The sequence below is a fragment of the Nonomuraea sp. NPDC049269 genome (assembly GCF_043197155.1).
Lineage (GTDB): Bacteria > Actinomycetota > Actinomycetes > Streptosporangiales > Streptosporangiaceae > Nonomuraea.
In genome coordinates, this window is sequence record NZ_JBICSO010000011.1 from 21,990 (window position 1) to 41,371 (window position 19,382).

16 protein-coding genes and 1 pseudogene are annotated in these 19,382 nt (G+C 69.0%); 5 read left to right on the plus strand and 12 right to left on the minus strand.

From position 1 onward, the window contains the following. Positions 1–66: 66 nt before the first annotated feature. Positions 67–366 carry an SMI1/KNR4 family protein gene (locus tag ACGFNP_RS49470; RefSeq protein WP_393330189.1) on the plus strand — a complete coding sequence of 100 codons (300 nt, stop codon included), beginning with the start codon at positions 67–69 and terminating at the stop codon, positions 364–366. 50 nt (positions 367–416) lie between these two features. Here the strand turns inward: ACGFNP_RS49470 and ACGFNP_RS49475 are convergent, their stop codons facing one another. Beyond that, positions 417–1,559, minus strand: a complete 1,143-nt coding sequence (locus ACGFNP_RS49475) for a serine hydrolase domain-containing protein (protein WP_393330191.1) — start codon at positions 1,557–1,559, stop codon at positions 417–419. A 141-nt stretch (positions 1,560–1,700) separates the two neighbouring features. Here ACGFNP_RS49475 and ACGFNP_RS49480 point away from each other — a divergent pair, with 141 nt between their 5' ends. Together ACGFNP_RS49480 and ACGFNP_RS49485 are read left to right on the plus strand one after the other, a co-directional pair. Continuing rightward, on the plus strand, positions 1,701–1,937 hold the full coding sequence (locus tag ACGFNP_RS49480) for an NAD(P)-dependent oxidoreductase (protein ID WP_393330194.1): 237 nt from the start codon (positions 1,701–1,703) through the stop codon (positions 1,935–1,937). Between the two features lie 148 nt (positions 1,938–2,085). Continuing rightward, positions 2,086–4,869, plus strand: coding sequence for an AAA family ATPase (locus ACGFNP_RS49485; protein WP_393330196.1), 2,784 nt, complete (start codon positions 2,086–2,088; stop codon positions 4,867–4,869). Here ACGFNP_RS49485 and ACGFNP_RS49490 read toward each other — a convergent pair. The 6 genes from ACGFNP_RS49490 to ACGFNP_RS49515 all read right to left on the minus strand — a co-directional run bounded on the left by ACGFNP_RS49490 (position 4,864) and on the right by ACGFNP_RS49515 (position 11,258). Beyond that, positions 4,864–5,919, minus strand: coding sequence for a ferritin-like protein (locus ACGFNP_RS49490; RefSeq protein ID WP_393330198.1), 1,056 nt, complete (start codon positions 5,917–5,919; stop codon positions 4,864–4,866). The genes ACGFNP_RS49485 and ACGFNP_RS49490 overlap by 6 nt on opposite strands. A gap of 18 nt (positions 5,920–5,937) precedes the next feature. After that, a complete protein-coding gene (locus ACGFNP_RS49495; protein WP_393330200.1) occupies positions 5,938–6,672 on the minus strand; it encodes an alpha/beta fold hydrolase in 735 nt (244 codons plus the stop codon). Between the two features lie 7 nt (positions 6,673–6,679). Next, complete coding sequence (locus tag ACGFNP_RS49500; RefSeq protein WP_393330202.1) at positions 6,680–7,399, minus strand: alpha/beta fold hydrolase; 720 nt, start codon at positions 7,397–7,399, stop codon at positions 6,680–6,682. Beyond that, on the minus strand, positions 7,399–8,358 hold the full coding sequence (locus ACGFNP_RS49505) for an alpha/beta hydrolase (RefSeq protein ID WP_393330205.1): 960 nt from the start codon (positions 8,356–8,358) through the stop codon (positions 7,399–7,401). The genes ACGFNP_RS49500 and ACGFNP_RS49505 overlap by 1 nt, the downstream gene beginning before the upstream one ends. A 128-nt stretch (positions 8,359–8,486) precedes the next feature. After that, on the minus strand, positions 8,487–9,215 hold the full coding sequence (locus ACGFNP_RS49510) for a LuxR C-terminal-related transcriptional regulator (protein ID WP_393330207.1): 729 nt from the start codon (positions 9,213–9,215) through the stop codon (positions 8,487–8,489). A 30-nt stretch (positions 9,216–9,245) separates the two neighbouring features. Next, the gene (locus ACGFNP_RS49515) at positions 9,246–11,258 is read right to left on the minus strand and encodes an AAA family ATPase (protein ID WP_393330209.1); all 2,013 of its coding nucleotides are present in this window, start codon (positions 11,256–11,258) and stop codon (positions 9,246–9,248) included. Positions 11,259–11,417: 159 nt separating this feature from the next. On the opposite strand from ACGFNP_RS49515, the gene ACGFNP_RS49520 reads away from it, so the two are divergent. Beyond that, complete coding sequence (locus ACGFNP_RS49520; protein ID WP_393331153.1) at positions 11,418–12,077, plus strand: sigma factor-like helix-turn-helix DNA-binding protein; 660 nt, start codon at positions 11,418–11,420, stop codon at positions 12,075–12,077. A 23-nt stretch (positions 12,078–12,100) separates the two neighbouring features. Here the strand turns inward: ACGFNP_RS49520 and ACGFNP_RS49525 are convergent, their stop codons facing one another. From ACGFNP_RS49525 to ACGFNP_RS49545, 5 genes and pseudogenes are all read right to left on the minus strand, one after another. Then, complete coding sequence (locus tag ACGFNP_RS49525) at positions 12,101–12,838, minus strand: SDR family NAD(P)-dependent oxidoreductase (RefSeq protein WP_358320710.1); 738 nt, start codon at positions 12,836–12,838, stop codon at positions 12,101–12,103. Between the two features lie 160 nt (positions 12,839–12,998). Further along, a complete protein-coding gene (locus ACGFNP_RS49530) occupies positions 12,999–13,202 on the minus strand; it encodes a tannase/feruloyl esterase family alpha/beta hydrolase (protein WP_393331156.1) in 204 nt (67 codons plus the stop codon). 68 nt (positions 13,203–13,270) lie between these two features. Next, positions 13,271–13,792 (minus strand): annotated as a pseudogene (locus ACGFNP_RS49535) (tannase/feruloyl esterase family alpha/beta hydrolase); the annotation flags it as partial. 449 nt (positions 13,793–14,241) lie between these two features. Next, a complete protein-coding gene (locus tag ACGFNP_RS49540) occupies positions 14,242–14,916 on the minus strand; it encodes a cellulose binding domain-containing protein (protein ID WP_393330212.1) in 675 nt (224 codons plus the stop codon). 151 nt (positions 14,917–15,067) lie between these two features. Beyond that, positions 15,068–16,945, minus strand: coding sequence for a potassium transporter TrkA (locus ACGFNP_RS49545; RefSeq protein WP_393330214.1), 1,878 nt, complete (start codon positions 16,943–16,945; stop codon positions 15,068–15,070). Between the two features lie 871 nt (positions 16,946–17,816). On the opposite strand from ACGFNP_RS49545, the gene ACGFNP_RS49550 reads away from it, so the two are divergent. Then, positions 17,817–19,310 carry an arabinofuranosidase catalytic domain-containing protein gene (locus tag ACGFNP_RS49550; RefSeq protein ID WP_393330216.1) on the plus strand — a complete coding sequence of 498 codons (1,494 nt, stop codon included), beginning with the start codon at positions 17,817–17,819 and terminating at the stop codon, positions 19,308–19,310. Positions 19,311–19,382: the final 72 nt, after the last annotated feature.

Here is a 19,382-nt window from a genome sequence, read left to right on the forward strand (position 1 = left end):
TGCCTGGCCCCCGAGCAGGTCACTGCGACGGTCGACCATCGCCTCCTCAGGGACGCGCACGATCAGATGATCTTCGACGGCCGGGTCTCCCGCGAACTCGACCCGGCCAAGGGCTACGTGCGGTGCGTGTGGTGGCATCGTGGCTGGATACGTTTCGCCGAAGACAGCGGTGGCAACCTGCTCTGCATCGACCTCGCGCCCGCCCACCACGGAAGCCGCGGCCAGGTGATCCAATGGGAGACCCACGGCGGACCGTACGGCCCCCAAGCCTGGTCGTTCGAGGATCACCTGCGCGAACACCATGACACGCTGATCAGCGTGCAGCATATCTACGACGTGCAGGGACGGCTGGGACGCCCCTGCTGACGGCCGAGCGCATGTGACTCGCCCTCGGGAACCCCAGAGAAGCGTTGCGTCTAGCCGGCGGCGGACGCAGGGCAGAACACCGATACGAGGGCCTGATCGACGCGCCTCCCAACAGCGCCGCGCTCGGCATCGTCCGCGGCCACCGTCACGGAGACCGCGAACTGCAGTTTCCCGTCCGGGGAGGTGTAGGTCACGGCGACGAAGCCGGGAGCGCTGCCGCCGCGTGGCTGGAAGCTGGGGTTGCCCTCGCACAGGCCGCCCTTCGGCGGCGGCTGCTGGCCGGGCGCCGGGTCGGTGATCACTTTTTGCAGGGAGTCCGGCAGCAGTCTGCCCTGAACGAAGGCGCGTTCGAAGGCGCTGATGTCGTGCGCGGTGGAGATCACGCCGCCGGCGCCCAGCATGGTGGTGGCGTTGAGCTTGTCGACATCGAGCAGCTTGCCCGTCTCATCCACCATGTAGCCGTGCCCATGCGGGCCCTTGATCCCCTCGGCGGCCTTGACCGGCAGGTAGGTGTCTCGCATGCCCAGCGGGGTGAAGATCCTCCGCTTGAGCTCGGTCGCCAGCGAATGCCCGGTCAGCTTCTCGATGATCATGCCGACCAGGATGTAGTTGGTGTTGGAGTAGTTGAAGGTCCCGATCTCCGATGGCCGTTGCCGCTTGCGGGAGGCGGCCAGCAAGTCGGCGGGGCGATACGTGATCGTGGTGTCGAGCGGGTCGATGTCGGGGGTGAGGAAGTCGGGGATGCCCGAGGTCTGCTGGATCAGGTCGCGTACCGTGATCTCGTCGGCCCGTTCCACGAGATCCTTCTCCGCCACCTCGGGGAGCAGCTCGCTGAGCTTGTCGTCCAGCTTCAGCTTCCCGCTCCGCACGAGTTGCAGGGCCGCGGTGGCGGTCATGTTCTTGCTCTGTGAGCCGATCCGGTAGCGGGCGGTGGAGGGGATCGCGCCACCGTCGCCGTCGAGCAGCTGGGATCCGGCCGATCCCTTTCCGGCCCGCTTGCCGTTCACGTACACCTCGCCGATGGCGCCCACCACGTGGCCTGTCTTCACCAAGGCCTCCATCGCCTTCTGCACGTCCCCTAGCTTGACGGAGGCGTTGTCCGTCGACGCGATGGCGGGCGCGGACACGCTCAGAGCCAATGCCGCGCATCCTGCGGAGACGACGCGGGCGACTGCCGATTGACGCGAAACCATGAGTCACTTCTCCTAGAAAGCCGAAGCTCCGATGTGAAGCTCCAGTCCTAGTCAGGAGACCGTTTCCTCGGCGTTTCCATCGAGCCGGTACGAGCCAGGCCCGCGAGCGGCTGGGTCACCTTCGACTGCTACGGCACGCTGGTGAATCGGAAGGCGGCCCTGACGGGCGCCCTGCGCACCGCACAGCTCGCCGGCGCCGCCCTCGACGTCCTGGCGCTGGAACCACCGGATGAGCATGAGGACCTCATCGGCCCGCCCAATGTCGTCATCACCCCCCCACGCAGGTTTCTGCTCCGAGCAGTCGCCGGCCGACCTCAGGTCCGTACGGCACTGCGCGGGGAGATCCCGCGGAACGCCGTGAACCGGCTCGGCGGCTAGAAATGTCGAGGAAAGGATCGCGCGTTCCTGTTCACCAGTGAGGCGGCCGGAAACGCCGAAGGCTCGCGGCCCGTGTCGCCGATGTCTCAGATAGGATCTGGCCCGCCAAAGGCACCATTTATCGGTAAATCCCCGCAAAGGTGGCATCGTGACAGAGACCGCGCCACTGCGGGGACGGCATCGCGAGTTAATGGAGCTGGGCGCGCTGATGGACCGTGCCCGCGCAGGTCACAGCGGCGCGCTGATCGTCTCCGGCGAGGCCGGCGTCGGCAAGACGGCACTTCTGGACCGCATGGCGGCGCGCGCCGCGACCGACGTCCGGGTCGAGCGCATCGTCGCGTCGGAGTCCGAGATGGAGCTGGCCTACGCCGGTCTGCAGCAGTTGTGCGGGCACATGATGGGTTCTTCCGGGCGCCTGCCCGCCCCGCAGCGCGAGGCGATCGAGGCGGCGTTCGGCCTGCGCCAGGCTTCCGCGCCCAGCCCGTTCCTCGTCGGGCTCGCACTGCTCGGGTTGCTCACCGAGGCCGCGGGAGACCGGACGCTGCTCTGTATCGTCGACGACGCGCAGTGGCTCGACGAGGCGTCGGCGCGCGCTGTCGCGTTCGCCGCCCGGCGGCTCGACGTCGAGGGGATCGTCATCGTGCTCGCCATGCGCACGGTCAACGAGGTGTTCGCCGGGCTTCGGCAGCTGGTCGTCGAAGGGGTGGGCGACGACGACGCCCGCGAGCTCCTGCGCCTCGCGGTCCCCGGCGGCCTCGACCAGCGGGTACGCGACCAGCTGATCGCGGAGGCGCGCGGCAACCCGCTCGCGCTGCGGGAGCTGCCCTGGGCGCTGAGCCCGGCCGAGATCGCCGGCGGGTTCACTCTCACCGGCTCGATCCCGCTGGAGAGCCGCATCGAGCAGAGCCTGGTCGCGCAGCTCGAACCGCTGCCCGAGTCGGTGCGCCTGCTGTTGCTGCTGGCGGCCGCGGACCCGACCGGAGATCCCGGGCTGTTGTGGCGGGCGAGCGCGGCACTGGGACTGGGCCCGGAGGACTTCGACGCCGCCAGGAACGCCGACGCGCTCGCCGTCGGCACGCGCGTCGGCTTTCGCCATCCGCTCGTGCGGTCGGCGGTCTACCGGGCGGCGTCGCCGCAGGATCGGCGGCGCGTCCACGCCGCGCTGGCCGACGTCACCAGCGTCGAGCACGACCCGGATCGCCGGGCATGGCATCGGGCCAGCGCGACGCTGCGCCCGGACGAGGAGGTCGCTGCCGACCTCGAGCGGTCCGCGGTGCGTGCGCGGACCCGCGGCGGCGCGGCCGCCGCGGGCGCGTTCTTGGAGCGGGCGGCGGAGCTGACGCCCGCGCCGGTCCGCCGCGTGCAGCGGCTGATCGCGGCCGCCGAGGCCAAGCACGAGGCGGGCGCGCCCGCAGCGGCCCTGCACCTGCTCGACACCGCCCGCGACCATCCTCTCACCGCGTTGCAAGAGGCGCTGGTCGCCCGGCTGCGCGCCCGCGCCGGGTACGCACTGCATCGAGACAGCAGCGGGCCGCAGCTCCTCCTCGCCGCGGCCCAGGGCCTCGAAGGGCTCGACCCGGTGCTCGCCCGCGACACCTACATCGAGGCGCTGTCGGCCGCGATCTACGGCGGTCGGCTCGGTGACGCCGAGCAGGTGGCCGCGGTCTCGAACGCGATCCTGGAGGCGACCGCCGCCGAGGAGCCCGACGCCGCCGAGGAGCCCAGCCCAGCCGAGGAGTCCGGCCGTGCGCGGGATCTGATTCTGCGCGGCCAGGCGCTGCTCGCCGCCAAAGGGCAGGAGGCCGCGATCGACACCCTGCGCCGGGCGCAGCGCGCGTTCCTCGAGCAGGCCCCGGACTCGCTCGAGCTGCACTGGATGTGGTTCGCCTCCCGCGCCGCGCAGGACCTCTGGGATGCCCGCGGGCTCCGCGCGCTCGCCGATCGGCAGGTCGAGCTCGCCCGCGTCGAAGGCGTCGTGACAGTGCTGCCGATCGCCCTGAGCCTGCTGATGGTGGCGCAGACGGTCGACGGCGAGCTGGACGCGGCCGAAGCCTCCTGCGACGAGATCGACGCCATCAAGGACGTCACCGGCCACCCGCTCCCGCAGTACGGGCGATTCTTCCTCGCGGCGTATCGAGGGCAGGCCGGCGAGGCGGAGCCCCTGGCGGAGCAGATCCGAGCCGACGCGCAGGCGCGAGGCGAGGGGTACGGGCTGAGCGCGGTCAACTTCGGGGAGGCCATCCTCTACAACGGCCTGGGACGCTTCGCCGAGGCGGTGGCCAGCGGTTGCCGTGAGCTGCCGTACACGCACGAGCTGAGTCACGCGATGCGCACGCTGCTCGAGCTCGTGGAGGCGGCCACGCACACCGGCGAGCTCGCGCTCGCCGAGCAGGCGTTCGAGCAACTGGCGAACGTCACGCGGCCGGTGGGGACCAACTGGGCGTTGGCCGTGCTGGTGATGGCCGAGGCGCAGTTGCACGAAGGTGACGAGGCCCAGGCCCTGTACCTGGATGCGATCGACCGCTTCGAGCGCGAGCGGATTCCGATCATGGTCGGGCGCTGCCGCTTGCTGTACGGGGAGGAGCTGAACCGCCAGGGCCGGCACGCCGATGCCCGCGAGCAGCTCCGAGCCGCGTACGAGGTGTTGTCGGGCATCGGCTTGAGCGGCTTCGCCGGGCGCGCCGCACGCGAGCTGAGCGCGAGCGGCGAGACCTTGCGCGTGCGCGCGCATGGGTCAGCGGCGCAACTCACCGACCAGGAGCTCAATGTGGCGCGCCTCGCACGCGAAGGACTCACGAACCGGGACATCGGCGCGCGGCTGTTCATCAGCGCGCGCACCGCCGAGTACCACCTGCGCAAGGTCTTCATGAAGCTCGGCATCAGGGGGCGCGCCGAACTGAAGACCGCGCTCGCCGATGATGGACGCTCATGAGCGTTGCTCCGGTGGCACGTATTCGAAGGTGGGGCCCGCCGTGGTGCTGTCCTCGTCGGGCATCAGCATGAGGGCGCCGGCCTGGGCCTTGAGCGCGTACATGGTGCCGACGGCGGCCCCGAGCTGTTTCGGGTCGCCGTTGAAGGCCTGCTCCAGCTGGTTCAACAGGGTGCAGTAAGTACGGTTGAACTCTTCCTGCGCGGTACGGATGGCGCTGCCCGAGGCATGATCGGACAGCCGCGGGTTGGGCCGCATCGGGCGCGCGGCGGCCAGATTCATCGAGATCGGCTCGCCGGTGGGCCCGGACTGCGGGGTGTCGCCGCGCTGGTAGCGTCGGCCGAGTTTGAGTTCCTGGAAGCGGTAGTAGTGGGCGACCTCGTCCCGGTCGGGGTGGAAAACGTCCTGGTCGCCGTCCCAGACCTCGCCCCGGGCCGTGCCCTCGCCCTGTTCGACGATCTCCTCCAGCGCGCCCAGCGCCGACTCCAGATCCTCCACCGCGAACAGCGAACCAGCGGTGTGCCGGAAATGGCTGCCGTTCACCTGGCGGGCAGAGTCGCCGCAGAAGACCTCCCGCTCGCCGAGTTGCTCGCACAAGTGGCGCAGTCCTTGTTCTATCGCGTCGTAGAACTGCCCGATTGTCTCGTAGCCGTCGCCTTGCGGCGGGGCGCCGGGCGGAGCGGGCCGTTCCAGACGCAGGAACACCTCCAGGGCCTCCGGGCCGAACGGGAGCAGCGACAGTTCCACATCGCTGTGGGGCAGCCGCCGGGGATGCGGCGGCAACATCCCCGGCAGGTCGAGGCGCGGCCGGCCGCCGACGGCGTTGAGCAGGTTCGCGGCCAGCGCCAGGTGCAGCATCTCCTCGGCGAAGACGCTGCCCACCACCTCCATCGCCTCGGGGTTGCGCTCCGGGTCCAGGGAGTACAGCGCGCACAGGTACGGCGGCAACGTCGCGTGTTCCAGCTCGACGGCCCACTGCAGGTGCTCACGCAGACTGTCGAGGGTGTCGATCCGTCCTGCCCCGGAAACAGCGACAGGTTCCAGATTCTTCATCAAAGTCCTACCTCTATGTCAGGCGGCTTGGTGGCGCTGCCAGTGCTCCTCGAGAGCGGCGGCGACCCGCGCCGGCCGCTGCAGCAGCGGCCAGTGGTTACAGTCGAGCTTGAGTACGTGTTTTGTGTGGACGGCCCGGCCCAGTTCGTCGGCGAACTCGACCTGACAGGCGGGGTCGCGTGCACCCCAGAACACGAGGCCGAGCGCGGTCATCTTCGCCAGCTCGGGCTCCCACTCACTGCCCATCCGCACCGCGGAGCGGTAGAGCTTGAGAATGCTGTCCTTCATCGGCGCGTCCACGTGCCGCACCATCTCCTGGGCCAGGTCGTCGGGCACCTCGAAGCCGTTGATCAGGGCGTCGGCGAAGCCCTGCGGCGTCAGCCCGGCCATGAAGCGGTCCTCCTCGACGGGGTCCTGCCAGAGCTTGGCCAGCGGATGCCAGACGTACCGGGCGCTGATGGGGCCGTTGCCGCCGGCCCAGGTGCGTACCAGGTCGGGGCGCAGTGACGCGACCCGGGCGGTGAGGATGCAGCCCCAGTCGTGGCCGACCAGGTCGACCGGCTCGCCGATTTCCGCCAGGCGGCCGATCAGCCAGTCGGCGTACTCCTCCTTGGTGCTGTTGAAGCCGTCCGGGCGTGGAGCGCCGAAGCCCGGCAGGTCCCAAGCCTCCACGTCCGTGCGCGTCAGGCGCCGGCGGACGCCGGCCCAGACGCGGTGGGTGTCGGGGACGCCGTGAATGAGGATCGCGGGCAAGGTGGTGTCACTCCTGCGCGTGGTCGGCGGCGTCGCGGATGACCGCGGTCACGGCGTCGGGCCGCGAGGCGGCGACCGCGTGCGAGGCGCCGGGGATCTCGCGGGTTCCGCGTGAGCCGGCGCGTTCGGCCATGAACCGCAGCGCCGCGGCCGGGATGTTGAGGTCGCGCTCGCCGTGGACGAACCAGGACGGTTTGCTGCGCCAGCCCGGCTCGCTCGCGGTCAGGGCGTCGGTCAGCGCCCGCTCGGTCACCGGCCGCTGGGTCGCGGCCATCAGGGCGGCCTCGCCGGCATCGAGGTCGGCGCAGAACTGGTGGTGGAACTTGTCCTCGGCGATACGGAACTCGTTCCCGCCGGAGGCGACCGGATACGCCTCCAGCGCGCCGGCCAGGGTGCTGCCTTCGAACTTGGCCGACAGCAGCAGCGCGCTCTCACCGGGTTCGGGAGCGAAGGCGGCGACGTAGACCAGAGCGCGGACCGCCGGGTTGCCGGCGGCGGCCTGGGTGATCACCATGCCGCCGTAGGAGTGGCCCACCAGCACGACCGGGCGGCCGATGTCGGCGATCACGTCGCGCACGTACGCGGCGTCGCCTTCGACGCCGCGCAGCGGGTTGGCCACGGCGACGGCGGTGAGCCGGTCGCTGTGCAGGCGTTGGATGACGCGGTTCCAGCTGGCCGATTCGGCGAAGGCGCCGTGAACCAGGACGATGACCGGCCGTTCGCTCATCAGTTGGCCTTTCCGGTGTTCAGGGCGGCGTCGAGGACCTCGATGGCCTGGGCGGTGGCGGCGCGCGCGGCGTGGGTGTCGCGGACGGGGTTGAGCATCATGAAGTCGTGGAGGGTGCCGTTGTAGCGGACGCTGGTGGTCGGCACGCCGGCCGCGGTGAGCTTGCGGGCGTAGGCCTCGCCCTCGTCGCGCAGCACGTCGTTCTCGTCGACGATGACGAACGCGGGCGGCAGCCCTGCCAGGTCCTCCAGGCCGGCGCGCAGCGGTGAGGCGGTGATCTCGGCGCGCTGGGCGGGGTCGGCGGTGTAGGCGTCCCAGAACCAGGCCATGGCCTTGGCGGTCAGGTACGGGCCGTGGGCGAACTCGCGGTAGCTGCCGGTGTCCTGGGCCGCGTCGGTCACCGGGTAGTACAGCGACTGGTGCACGAAGGTCACGTCGCCGCGCCGCTTGGCCAGGATGGTCAGCGCGGCGGTCATGTTGCCACCGACCGAGTCACCGGCCACCGCCAGCCGGGAGGCGTCCAGCCCTTCGTCCGCGCCGTGCCTGGTGATCCACTGGGCGGTGGCGTAGGCCTGCTCGATGGCGACCGGGTAGCGGGCTTCGGGCGAGCGGTCGTACTCCACGAAAACGACCGCGGCGTTCGCGCCGACGGCCAGCTCGCGGACGAGGCGGTCGTGGGTGCCGGCGTTACCGAGGATCCAGCCGCCGCCGTGGACGTACAGGACGGTGGGCAGCGCGGCGGTCGTGCCGGCGGGCTTGACGATGCGTACTCGTACGTCGCCGACCTCGGCCGACACCGTGATCCACTTCTCGTCCACCCCGGGCTTGTCGACCGGGGCGGACTGGAGGTCGTCGAGGACCTTGCGGGCGCCTTCCACGCCCAGCTCGTACAGGAACGGGGGCTTGGAGGTGGCGTCGGCGAGCTCCTGCGCCGCCGACTCCAGGACGTGGCTATTCATGCGGAATTCTCCGTTTCCAAGTTCGGGTCGACTCACCCACTTAGACCGGACAGCCCCCCGATCCGTGACACCGGGGATCGAGAGGAAAGGAGATGACCATGGGCACCGGGGCCCGACCAGGTCGCGGGTCAGGCCGTGGCCGCCGTGCCTTTGAGCAGCGTGGTGCTGATCTGTTTGCGGGACACGATGCCGAGCTTGACGAAGATTTTGCGTAGGTGCCATTCGACGGTGTGCGGGCTGATGAAGAGCTGAGCGCCGATCTCGGGGTTCGTCAGCCCGTCACCGGCCAGGCGGGCGATCTGCGCTTCCTGGGCGGTGAGAGTGGTTCGCGCCTCGGCGGTGCGCTTGCGTACCGTCAGGCCGGTGGCTTGGAGCTCGCGCCGGGCGCGTTCCGCGAACGCCTCGGCCCCCATCCGGCTGAACATCTCGTACGCGATGTCCAGTTGCTCGCGTGCGTCGACACGCCGGTTCTCCCGCCGCAGCCACTCGCCGTAGAGCAGTCGGCCACGGGCGAGCGTCACCCGGACCTCGGTGCGGTCGAGCCGCTCGATCGACTCACGGTACAGAGCGTCGGCGGCCGATCCGTCGCTCACCTGGGCACGCGCGCTCGCCGAGGTGCCGAGGGCCCAGTCGGTGCCACTGGCCCGGGCCATCTCGTCGAGTCGCCGGGCGGCTTCGGCGGCGCGGGCCGGCCTTCCGCTCCGGGCGGCGGCCTCGACAAGCTCGATCAAGGACCTGATGAACGGGCCCCCGAGCTCCTGTGGGTGCTCGCAGCCTCGCTCTGCCGCGACGTACGCCTCCTCGTAGCGACCGAGGCTGTTGTAGAGCACCGCGTTCGCCCATTGGGTGGCGGTCACCACCTTGCCTTCCCCGTGAAGGGCCGTGTCCTACGTGAGCGCTTCGATCGCCTGTCGTGTCGCGGCCTCCCGGCCCCTCCAGGGCTCGAGCACCAGGGCCGCGTACTGGGCGAAGAAGCGGCTGCCCGTCACCTCGCCGATCGTCACCGCCTCAGCGAGCAGCGCGTCGGCGACGGCGAGTTCGCCGGCGAGGGCCCGGTTCGACACGAGCATGTGGAGAGCCGACGGCAGCACCGACAGAGCCCCCGTCTCGCGTGCCAGGTCGACCAGCCTGGCCGAGAGCGCCGACCAGCTGTCGAAATCCCAGACGTTATGGGCCATGCGGCACGCGAACGAGAGCCAGCCAAGGCTTTCTTCCCTGGAGACTCCTTCGGCGCGGAAGGCGACCAGGGCCTGGAGCACCATCGGCACACCCGCCGAGTACCCCTCAGTGGCCACCACGGCCACGCCGTTCAGGAACAGATCGTTGCGCTCCGGTGGCGGCCCCGGCGGTGCGGCGAGCGTCGCCTTGGCGACATCCGCCAATTGAGCGCCTCTCGGCAGGCGGCCGGCCGTCAGGGCCGCGTTCAGCGCGTCTCGGTAGGTCTCGCGGGCCAGTCCGGGGTCCAGCGGCTCAAGTTGCTTGCCGGCTTTGAGCAGCAGCGGCAAGGCGGCGCCGGCACTTCTGGAGACGAACACGATCTGACCGCGCAGCAGCTGGGACCGGGCGAGTTCGCGTTCGTCCAGAGGGCTGAGTTCCGCCGCGTTCAGCAGCTCGAGCGCGGCGCCGTACCCACCGGCCTGATACTTGGCCCGGGCCGCCGCCAACGCTCTGGCGCCGCGGCGTGCGGAATCGGGGGTCAGCTCGGCCGCCCGCTCGAGGAACGCGGCCGCCGCCGCGACTCCGCCGCGCGCCTGCGCCCGGTCGGCGGAGCGCTCCAACTCGGCGGCCACCGTCTCGTCCGGGCTGGTCGTCGCGTTGGCCAGATGCCACGCCCGGCGGTCGGGATCCGACTGGGGGTCGGTCGCGTCGGCCAGCGCGCGGTGCACGTTGTGCCGGTCCTGCGGGGCCGCCACACGGTAGGCCGCCGAACGTACGAGGGGATGACGGAAACGTACCCGGGTCCCGATGGTGATCAACCCCGCCGCTTCGGCCGGCGACGCGCCGGCCCTCGCGATTCCCGACAGCTCGGCCGCTCGCGTCAACAAGGTCACATCGCCTACCGGCTCGGCCGCCGCGATGAGCAGCAACTGCTGCGTCTCGGCCGGTAGCGACCGGATCTGCCGGAGGAAGCTCTGCTCGATCTGGCCGGCCAGCGGCCGGGCGTCGGGCCGCCCGAACCCACCTGCCAGCTCCGCCGGTGTCAACCCCCGGGGCAGCTCGAGCAGGGCCAGCGGGTTTCCCCGCGTTTCGGCGATGATCTGGTCCCGGACCTGCTCGTCGAGTCGCCCGGGAGCCACGGAGTCGAGCAGGGCGCGGGCGTCGCTGTCACTCAAGCCCCCCACCTCAAGCTGCGGCAGCCCCGCCAACTCGAGTTCGAGGCTGTGCTCGCGCACCGCGAGCACCAGCCCGATCGGCTCCGCGAGCAGGCGCCGCGCGACGAAGGCGAGGGCCTGCGCGGAGGCTTCGTCCAGCCACTGGGCGTCATCGACGAGGCAGACCAGAGGCTCTTGCCCGGCTACGTCGGCGAGCAGGCTGAGCACCGCGAGCCCGACCAGGAAGCGGTCCGACGGGGTCCCTGAGCTCAGGCCGAATGCCGTCCCGAGCGCGTCGCGTTGCGGGCCCGGAAGGCGGTCGAGATGATCCAGGAACGGGGCGCACAGCTGATGCAGGCCGCCGAAGGCCAGCTCCATCTCCGACTCGACGCCCGCCGCTCTGGCGATCCGGCAGCCGGACGCGCTGCCCCGCGCGTACTCCAGCAAGGCCGTCTTGCCGATGCCGGCCTCGCCGCGCAGGACCAGGACAGAGCTATGGCCGACCCGCACAGCCGTCACGAGTTGGTCCAGCGTCTCGCACTCGATCCGCCGCCCACGAAGCCGCGACCCGGGACTTCTGCCTGCCATGGACACCGCCCCCGCCGACCGTTGACCGCTGACTGCAGCGGTCCGGACCAGGGTACCGACCAGGCTCTCCCCAGGGCGCGATGGAGGGGCCCATGAAGCGACCGTGATCACAGTGGCATCGCCGGATGCTGGGGTGCGAACGGAGCCGAGATCGTGACCATGAACCTGTTGGAGTCGTACAGAGGCCATGCGGAGCCGAGCGATGAGGGGTCGATCAGCGGATGGGACGGAGCCGTTTCAGCGTTCGTCAGTGCCGCGCCCCGGCTCTTCACGATCGGGCTGCGTGTCCTGCAAGACGTGGGGGAGACCGAAGACGTGGTGCAGGAGACCTGGCTGCGATGGGCCGGCGCCGATCGCTCGGTCGTCATCAGCCCGCCCGCGTTCCTTGCGCTGACCACCACCAGGCTCGCCCTCAACGTCGCCCAATCCGCCCGCAGGCGCCACGAGACCTCCGCCGGCCCTTGGCTTCCCGAGACGATAGACGGCTCTGTCAGCCCCGAGACGGCAGCCGAACGGCGCGATGCGGTCGACACCGCGATCCGGCTGCTGCTGGAGAGGGTGCCCCCCGCCGAACGCGCGGTCTATCTCCTGCGCATAGCCTTCGACTACCCCTACCGTCGGCTCTCCGAGATTTTCCACCTGGGCGAAGACCATGCGCGTCAACTCGCGCGACGCGCCCGCCACCACCTCGCCACCGAACGACGCCACCCGGTGAGCACCGCCGCGCACCGGCGCCTCGTACAGACGTTCCTCGCCGCCGCGCAGACCGGCGACCTCGCCGAACTGGAAGAACTGCTCGCCGCCGACGTCGTCCGCTAGGTCCGGGGGCTGGCGTCGCTCGCCTACTGGGTCTGGTCGGTCGGGCGAATGAGGATCTCGTTGACCGCGACGTGCTCCGGCTGGGTGACCGCGTACACGACGGCATTGGCGATGTCCTCGGGTTGCAGGGTGCGCATAGAGGTGGCCAGTTGCCGCGCGGCGGCCCGCATCGTGGGGTCGGTGATGTGGTCGGCCAGTTCGGTGGCGACGAAACCGGGCTCGACGACCACGACACGCACGCCTTGGGCGGTGACCTCCTGCCGCAGCGACTCGGAGAAGGCGGTGACGCCGAACTTCGTCGCGGCGTAGACGCCGTTGTAGGCCGAAGCGATCCGGCCCGAGGTCGAGGAGACCTGCACGACGGCGCCCTTGCGCTCCAGCAGCTGCGGCAACGCCGCGTGGACCGTGTACATCGACCCGAGCAGGTTGGTCTCGACCATGCGCGTCCATTCCGTGACGTCCGCCCCCACGATCGGGCCGGCGAGCATCACCCCGGCGTTGTTCACCAGGATGTCCAGGGCGCCGAAGCGTTCGACGGTCTTCGCGACCGCGGCCCGCACCGACTCCTGGTCGGTCACGTCGAGTTCGAGGGCCAGCACCTCGCCGGGCGCCTTGCGCACCAGAGCCTCCAACCGGTCGGCGCGCCGGGCCCCGACCGCGACCCGGGCCCCCTCTGCGGAGAGGGCCAGCGCAGTGGCCTCTCCGATGCCCGACGACGCTCCAGTGATGAGGACGACTCTTCCATCCAACGCGTTGCTCATGTGCTTCCTTTCGCAGGGGTCTCACAGGTTTCGTCATGCGCCGGGCCAGTCGTGGTAACGCGATCCCGTCTGTCCGCCGACCATCTCGTTGCCGCCCAGTCGCCAGCTAAGACCGGGCAGCCTCCAGGCTTGTGACAGCTACCGCCGAATTCCTTAACGGTCAGCGTTGCCCTTGGCCGCCACACGAGAAGTTCCTGGCCTGGCTGACGTCACCGTGGCCTTGGTACTTCGGCCACAGCGGGTATTCGCACAAGGGGCGTGTGCGGTTCTTCGTGGCGGGGTTGGCGTCGGTCGCCACCGGGTTGACCGGAGGGTTGTTCCGGCTCGTCCAGTCGTCCAGGGCAGTGAGGGAGTCCCACGCCAGGTCGAAGCGTGGCGCGCGAAACGGTCGATGTCGGGGTCCGTCGTGTTAAGGAGCCGGGACAGTTCCTTGACGCGCTTCTCGTACCGTCGATAGTCGAAATTCACCGAGAACCCGTCGGCATCCTGTTCGATGAAGTAACGGATTATCGGATCGAAGAGCGTGTAGTAGCCGGTGGCTTCACCATTTCCCGCGCCGTCGAGCATCAGCGGGGCGAGATCGGCACCCCGCAAGACGGGATAGGGTCCTGTCCCGGTGACTCCGTTCGCCAGCGGGAACGCGAACTTGTACCGAGATGCCGCTGCCTGCAGGGTTTGGAGCTGAGCCTGGGACAGACAGGAGTCTGAGCTGTCGGTTCCGCCGGGGCAGCGTAGCGGCTCGATGGAGAAGGCATCGTCGCAGCCCCGGACATTGGAGATCATTCCGTCGACGGCACCGTCGAGTTCGTCGCACGTGCTGTACGCGGCGTTGGCGACCCGCTGCTGCTTGGCGGGGTTGAGATAGCCGCCGGGACGGCCGTATGCCTGTTGCCATATGTGGTACCAGCTGACGGGGGCGGAGGATGGGGTGTGCAGCTCGGCAATCGGCCGGATTCACGGCCACCCAGGGCGCCAAGCGGGTCAGCTTGTGGGCCAGGCAGGGCACTCCGGGGATTTCTGCCGCGACTCTCAGGATGACGTCGTGGTGGCCGTGACCAGTAGTCACTGCCTCAACGTCGACGTCCCGGCCCGCAGGGTCGTGCGGGCCGGGACCGGTCGCGGCAAGCCGAGGATCTTCGGCTTTGGGCTCCACGATCCACCGGCTCGCTGTCCCGCCGTGACTCGCGGATGCAGGGCCCCATCCCAACCCGTCCAAAGCCGCTGACGGCAAACGGCTCCACAGGCTGGAGCCCAACCCGCTGCGGTGATGGCCTCGTCGAAGCGCCGCACCTGGCACAGGGCGCGGCCGAGGTTGTTCAACGCCCGGCCTTCGCCGTGGCGGTGGCCGAGGTCGCGGCAGACTTGCGTCTCTTGTCGGTGGGCCGGCCCGAGTGGTGGACCGGCTATTGGTCGGGGTCGATCACCTCGACCACGTAATTGACCTCGCAGGCGACGTCGTTGAACACGAAGTTGGTCGCGTTCGCGTACGGGCCGTTCAAGGTGGCGTTGAATCCGAGGTCGAAACTCGTGCCCCCGGGGATGGCCGGGTGCCAGACGGGGTTGGCGACCGTGACCGTGCCCGTGCCTATCACCGACCAGTTGCCGTTCCAGGTCTGAGTGATGTTCTGGTTGTTGGGGAGGTCGAATTCCAGGTACCACGGAGGTCCCGGCGGGACCGTGAAATTGTGCAGGGCCATGTCGGCCGAGAGGCCCGTGCCCCAGGTCGTGACCTTGTAGTCCACCACGCATGGCGGGATGAGGGATGCCCCTCGGGCCGGCTCGCCGAAGAGCGCGATCAGGAGGAGGGCGGCCATTCCGGTGGCCAATAATCGCCTTGTCAAGCGCATGGTTCGGCCTTTCTGGACGAGGGGGTTCGGCCAGACGCCTTGCCTGGAGATCGTCAGCCGCTGCTCATCCGATGTCAACAACCGCTGCGTGTACGTCCCGCGCTTCGGCGGCGGCGATGGCAAGGCAGACGCGGTCGCGAGCCGACGGCAGCGTGCGGAACCGGATGCCGGTGGCATGCCGCGCGCGTTGGCCGGCGCGGGAACCACCGGAGTGAACAGGCTCTCGCTCATCGACTTGGCTCCGAGCGGGCCGACGGTATCGGAGGCGCGATCCAGAAGCGCCGAGCGCGGGCACTCCGTTGCCGCGGCGCAGTGACTGTTCCTCCCGGGTGTGCGGACGTGCCAGGCGCTCCCGAGTACGCCCGAAGCGATGGATAAGGGATCAATCTTCGGCGAGGACGATGACCATGTCCCGGGGGCCGAGCGTGACCGGATCGGATTTGCCGGGGTTGAGCACCACGCCGAAGTTGGGTGGCGCGGTGGACTCGACCTGCAGCCGGTAGCCGATGGCGGTCTCGCCGCGCATCCGCGCCGAGGCGATGACGGTGGCGAAGCTGACCGTCATGCCGGGGTGAACGTAGTCGGTGGCGGGCTTGAGGTAGATCTCCGAACCTTCGGCATCGAACAGGTATTCGAACACGGCGCCCAGGTGCGGATTCTCCGAGAGCTGGGTCATCAGCAGGCTGATCAGCTTGTCGCCGACCACGAAGTCGTCGGCCTGGGTGACCTGGCCCAGGCGGCGGTTGCGGTCGTCGTTCATCTCGCTGACGATCGGGAACCGCTGCCCGGTCCGGGAGCCCATGTCGCGCAGGTGCAGCAGAGTGACCAGGGTCCGCGAGTCGGCGTACTGGGGCTCCAGATGCCCGTCGGCCAGCACGATGATGTGGTCGAACATGCCCGGGTTCAGCGACTCCAGCACGATCCGGTCGGTGGTGTCGCACTCCTTGACGTTCACCACCAGGTTGCGCAGTCCGGCGGTGAGCCGCTCCAGGTGCTCGGTGTCCTCGATGACGCCGGCCGCGATGTTCAGCGCCGAGCCGGGCGAGACGTACTGGGCGAGCTCGGTGACGACCTTCGGGGCACGCTTGTTCCAGCCCAGGAGGAGCGTGGTCTCCGGGGGCATGGGCTGGCGAGGGGGGTGAGTGATCGCCTGCTGGACGACGGGCGGGAAGCTGCGGACGAGCCGGATGGTCGAGTCGTCCTCGGCGATCACGATCATCTGGTCGCCGTCCATGATCTGGGTGTCCATCGGCGGATTCAGTACCACCGAGCCGTCGCCGTGCCGAATCCCGATCAGAGAGGCGGTCCCGTAGGCGAACAGCGCCTCCCCGTACGGGAAGCCGGTCAGCTTCGGCTCGGCCCGCATGTAGATCTCGTCGCCGCCGAAGTCCAGCAAATCGGTGCAGACCACCGACAGGCCCGACTGGCGGGAGGTCTGGACGATGAGTCGTGAGGCGATGTCGTCGCTGTCGACCACCTGTGCGTGGCCGCCTCCGGCCAGCTCGGCGGCGGCCAGGTTGTTGGTGTCGATCACCGAGGCGATGATCGGTGGGCGCCGCCTGCGCCAGTTGCGGTTGGTCAGCGCGAGCAGCGTCTTGATGACGTGCGCGTCGGAGTCCTCGCCGGGCGGCGAGAGCACGATGATCGAGCGGGCGCTGTCCAGGCTGAGCAGGTCGAGGTCGGACGGCTCGGCCGGGCTGCCGCTGCGTACGACGATCCGGGTCTTGCCGGTGTCGCCGACCCGGGCGCGCAGTTCCTCCTCCATCTCCAGCTTGTCGCCGTCGCCGAGGATGGCGATGCAGGACTTGGCCTCGCTCTCGTTGGCCTCGACCAGCTCCGGGATGATCGTGAAGATCTGGTCCGACCAGCCGATCAGCGCCGTGTGGCCGGACTCGACGATTCTGGAACGGCCCTTGCGCAGCTCGGTCAGCTTGTTGTCCAGGCCTGTGGTGAGCACGCCGACGAGGCTGGAGACGATGAGCAGCCCGCCGATCGTAATGGAGAACCCGAGGATCGTGAAGATCGTGCTGCCGTCGTTGTCGCCCGCCACAGTGCCGGCATCCATCGCGCGCATGAGGCTGCCCCACAGCGCTTCGTACCAGCTGTCGTGCACGTCCTTGTCGGCGAAGAGCATGGACAGGCCCGCGAACACCGTGACCATGACGACGGTGACCAGCGCGAGCCAGCCGATGAGAGCCGGTGTGCCTTTCGACATGCTGTTGTCGAACCGGTAGCGCAGACGTTCTCGTCGTGTGGCCATGACAACCCTGTCCTGTCGGCCCGGCCACCTGAAAGCTGCTCGATGAACTGTTGGCGGGCGAGCTGAGAGGAAGTGGCCAGGGAAGCGCGAATATTATCAATCGCCACAATTGTCACTTTGATGCTTTCCCATCACTTGCAGCTCCCTTACACCCAGGCCTCTCGGACTGGGACCAGCAGCGTCGCGGAGGTGGACGATGCCCAGCGGCCTCGTGCAGCTCGGCGGGTTCGTCGCCTTGACCGGCCACCTACCTGGCCTGCGCGATCACCGCCAAGGCCAGGCTCCAGCATCAGCCGCACTGAGTGAAGACGCGACGTCATACCGCCCAGCACCACGAGGCACCCTGCGCTAAGGGCCTTGATCGCGTTGGGGTATCAGGCCGACTGATCGTCAATGCCGAGGCCGGATCGACCCTTCACTGAACCACCTTGGCGATGTCGACGCCGTGTCGGACCGGATGTGTGTCCGAGGGCTGAGCACCACCAGTTCAGTCTTCGCGTAACGCCTTTTGCTGGTCACGGGCGACCGACTGAGTTCTCCTATCGCACGTTGTGGCGGAATTGAAGCCGATCTTCGCCGGGTATTGACAGTCGCCGTGTCGTTGATGACACTTTGGTCGAACACAGCAATCTGCATGTTATGGCGGGACGCTCGTCGGCGCTTGACCTGCGGTTTACGTCACTGTGCGCAGAGCCATGCCGACGGTGCCATACCAAGGAACCGGCCAATTGCCCGTTGATAACAGAAACGCGTGTGGATATTTATGTTAGCGCTAACAATTCAACTTTGTTTCACGAAAATGTTAGCGCTAACAGATTTGCTCTATCCCCAATGGTAACCGCGCTGTCCCGCCGCACACGAAAGGCACACTATGGGTTTCTGGTCTCTGCGCCACTGGCGGCGAACGGCCCTCTCGGTCGCCTCCTTCGCGGCGCTCGTCGTCACCGCGCTGGTCGCCGTGCCAGGCACGGCACAGGCGGCCGGCATGTTGTCCTGCGACATCTACGCGAGCGGCGGTACGCCGTGCGTCGCCGCTCACAGCACCACCCGTGCGCTGTTCGGCTCCTACAACGGGGCGCTCTACCAGGTGCGGCGCTGGTCCGACGGTGCGACGACCAACATCGGCGTGCTCAGCGCCGGCGGTTACGCGAACGCCGCGGCCCAGGACTCCTTCTGCTCGGGCACGTACTGCACGATCGTTCGCATCTACGACCAGACGTCGCGGCACAACGACCTCACGATCGCTCCCGGCGGCGGCGCCAATCCCACAGCCGACCAAGGCGCGAACGCGGCGGCTCTGCCCGTGACGGCAGGTGGCCACAAGGTCTACGGCGTCTACATCTCCGCGGGCAACGGCTACCGCAACAACGCGACGAACGGCGTCGCCACCGGCAGCCAGCCCGAGGGCATGTACATGGTGACCGAGGGCACCCACGTCAACAACCGGTGCTGCTTCGACTACGGCAACGCCGAGACCAACAACATGGACACCGGCAACGGCGACATGGACGCGATCTACTTCGGCACGCTGTGCTGGTTCGCACCGTGCGCGGGCGGACCGCGCGTCGCGGCGGACCTCGAGAACGGGTTGTTCGCCGGCGGCGACGGTTCCTGGACCGCGAACACCGGCCGTAGCTCCGCATTCGTGACGGCGATGCTGAAGAACAACGGCACCTCGACATACGCCATCAAGGACGGCAACGCGCAGTCGGGCAGCCTGGCGACCCGGTACAACGGAGCGCTGCCGAGCCAGGCCGGCTACCGCCCGATGACCAAGCAAGGCGCGATCATCCTCGGCATCGGCGGCGACAACAGCAACGGCTCAGTCGGATCGTTCTTCGAAGGCGTGATGACCAGCGGCTATCCGAGCGACGCCACGGAGAACGCCGTGCAGGCCAACGTCGTCTCCGTCGGCTACGGCAAGAGCGTCACCTTCCCCGTGAACGGAGCCACCTACCGGCTCACGAACCTCACCAGCGGCAAGGTGCTCGACGCCGTCAACTGCGGCACGGCCAACGGCACGCAGATCGACCAGTGGCAGGCGCTCGGCAACACCTGCCAGCAGTGGCGCTTCAACAGCGTCGGCGCGAACAAGTGGACGATCACCAACGTCAACGCCGGCAAGGTGCTCGACGCCGTCAACTGCGGGCTGGCCCTCGGCACGGCCGTCAACCTGTGGGAGCCGCTCGGCAACACGTGCCAGCAGTGGGCGGTCATCCCCGCGGGCAACGGCCGATATGAGCTGGTGGTCGAGAACAGCGGCATGGTGCTCGACGACCAGAACTGCGGCACGGCGAACGGCACGCCGGCCCGGCTGTGGATGTGGCTCAACAACACCTGCCAGCTCTGGTCGATCGCACCGTAGGGCACCGGCTGGGCGCACTCGAACGGCATGAGCGTGGGACCGTCAGACGCCGGCGGTCCCACGCTCCATCTC

Coding starts and splice junctions, on each gene's coding strand:
- ACGFNP_RS49545 (WP_393330214.1), bottom strand. CDS start 16,945: ATGGCCACACGACGAGAACGTCTGCGCTACCGGTTCGACAACAGCATG.
- ACGFNP_RS49540 (WP_393330212.1), bottom strand. CDS start 14,916: ATGAGCGAGAGCCTGTTCACTCCGGTGGTTCCCGCGCCGGCCAACGCG.
- ACGFNP_RS49500 (WP_393330202.1), bottom strand. CDS start 7,399: ATGAGCGAACGGCCGGTCATCGTCCTGGTTCACGGCGCCTTCGCCGAA.
- ACGFNP_RS49550 (WP_393330216.1), top strand. CDS start 17,817: ATGGGTTTCTGGTCTCTGCGCCACTGGCGGCGAACGGCCCTCTCGGTC.
- ACGFNP_RS49475 (WP_393330191.1), bottom strand. CDS start 1,559: ATGGTTTCGCGTCAATCGGCAGTCGCCCGCGTCGTCTCCGCAGGATGC.
- ACGFNP_RS49515 (WP_393330209.1), bottom strand. CDS start 11,258: ATGGCAGGCAGAAGTCCCGGGTCGCGGCTTCGTGGGCGGCGGATCGAG.
- ACGFNP_RS49520 (WP_393331153.1), top strand. CDS start 11,418: ATGAACCTGTTGGAGTCGTACAGAGGCCATGCGGAGCCGAGCGATGAG.
- ACGFNP_RS49490 (WP_393330198.1), bottom strand. CDS start 5,919: ATGAAGAATCTGGAACCTGTCGCTGTTTCCGGGGCAGGACGGATCGAC.
- ACGFNP_RS49470 (WP_393330189.1), top strand. CDS start 67: ATGATCTTCGACGGCCGGGTCTCCCGCGAACTCGACCCGGCCAAGGGC.
- ACGFNP_RS49525 (WP_358320710.1), bottom strand. CDS start 12,838: ATGAGCAACGCGTTGGATGGAAGAGTCGTCCTCATCACTGGAGCGTCG.
- ACGFNP_RS49505 (WP_393330205.1), bottom strand. CDS start 8,358: ATGAATAGCCACGTCCTGGAGTCGGCGGCGCAGGAGCTCGCCGACGCC.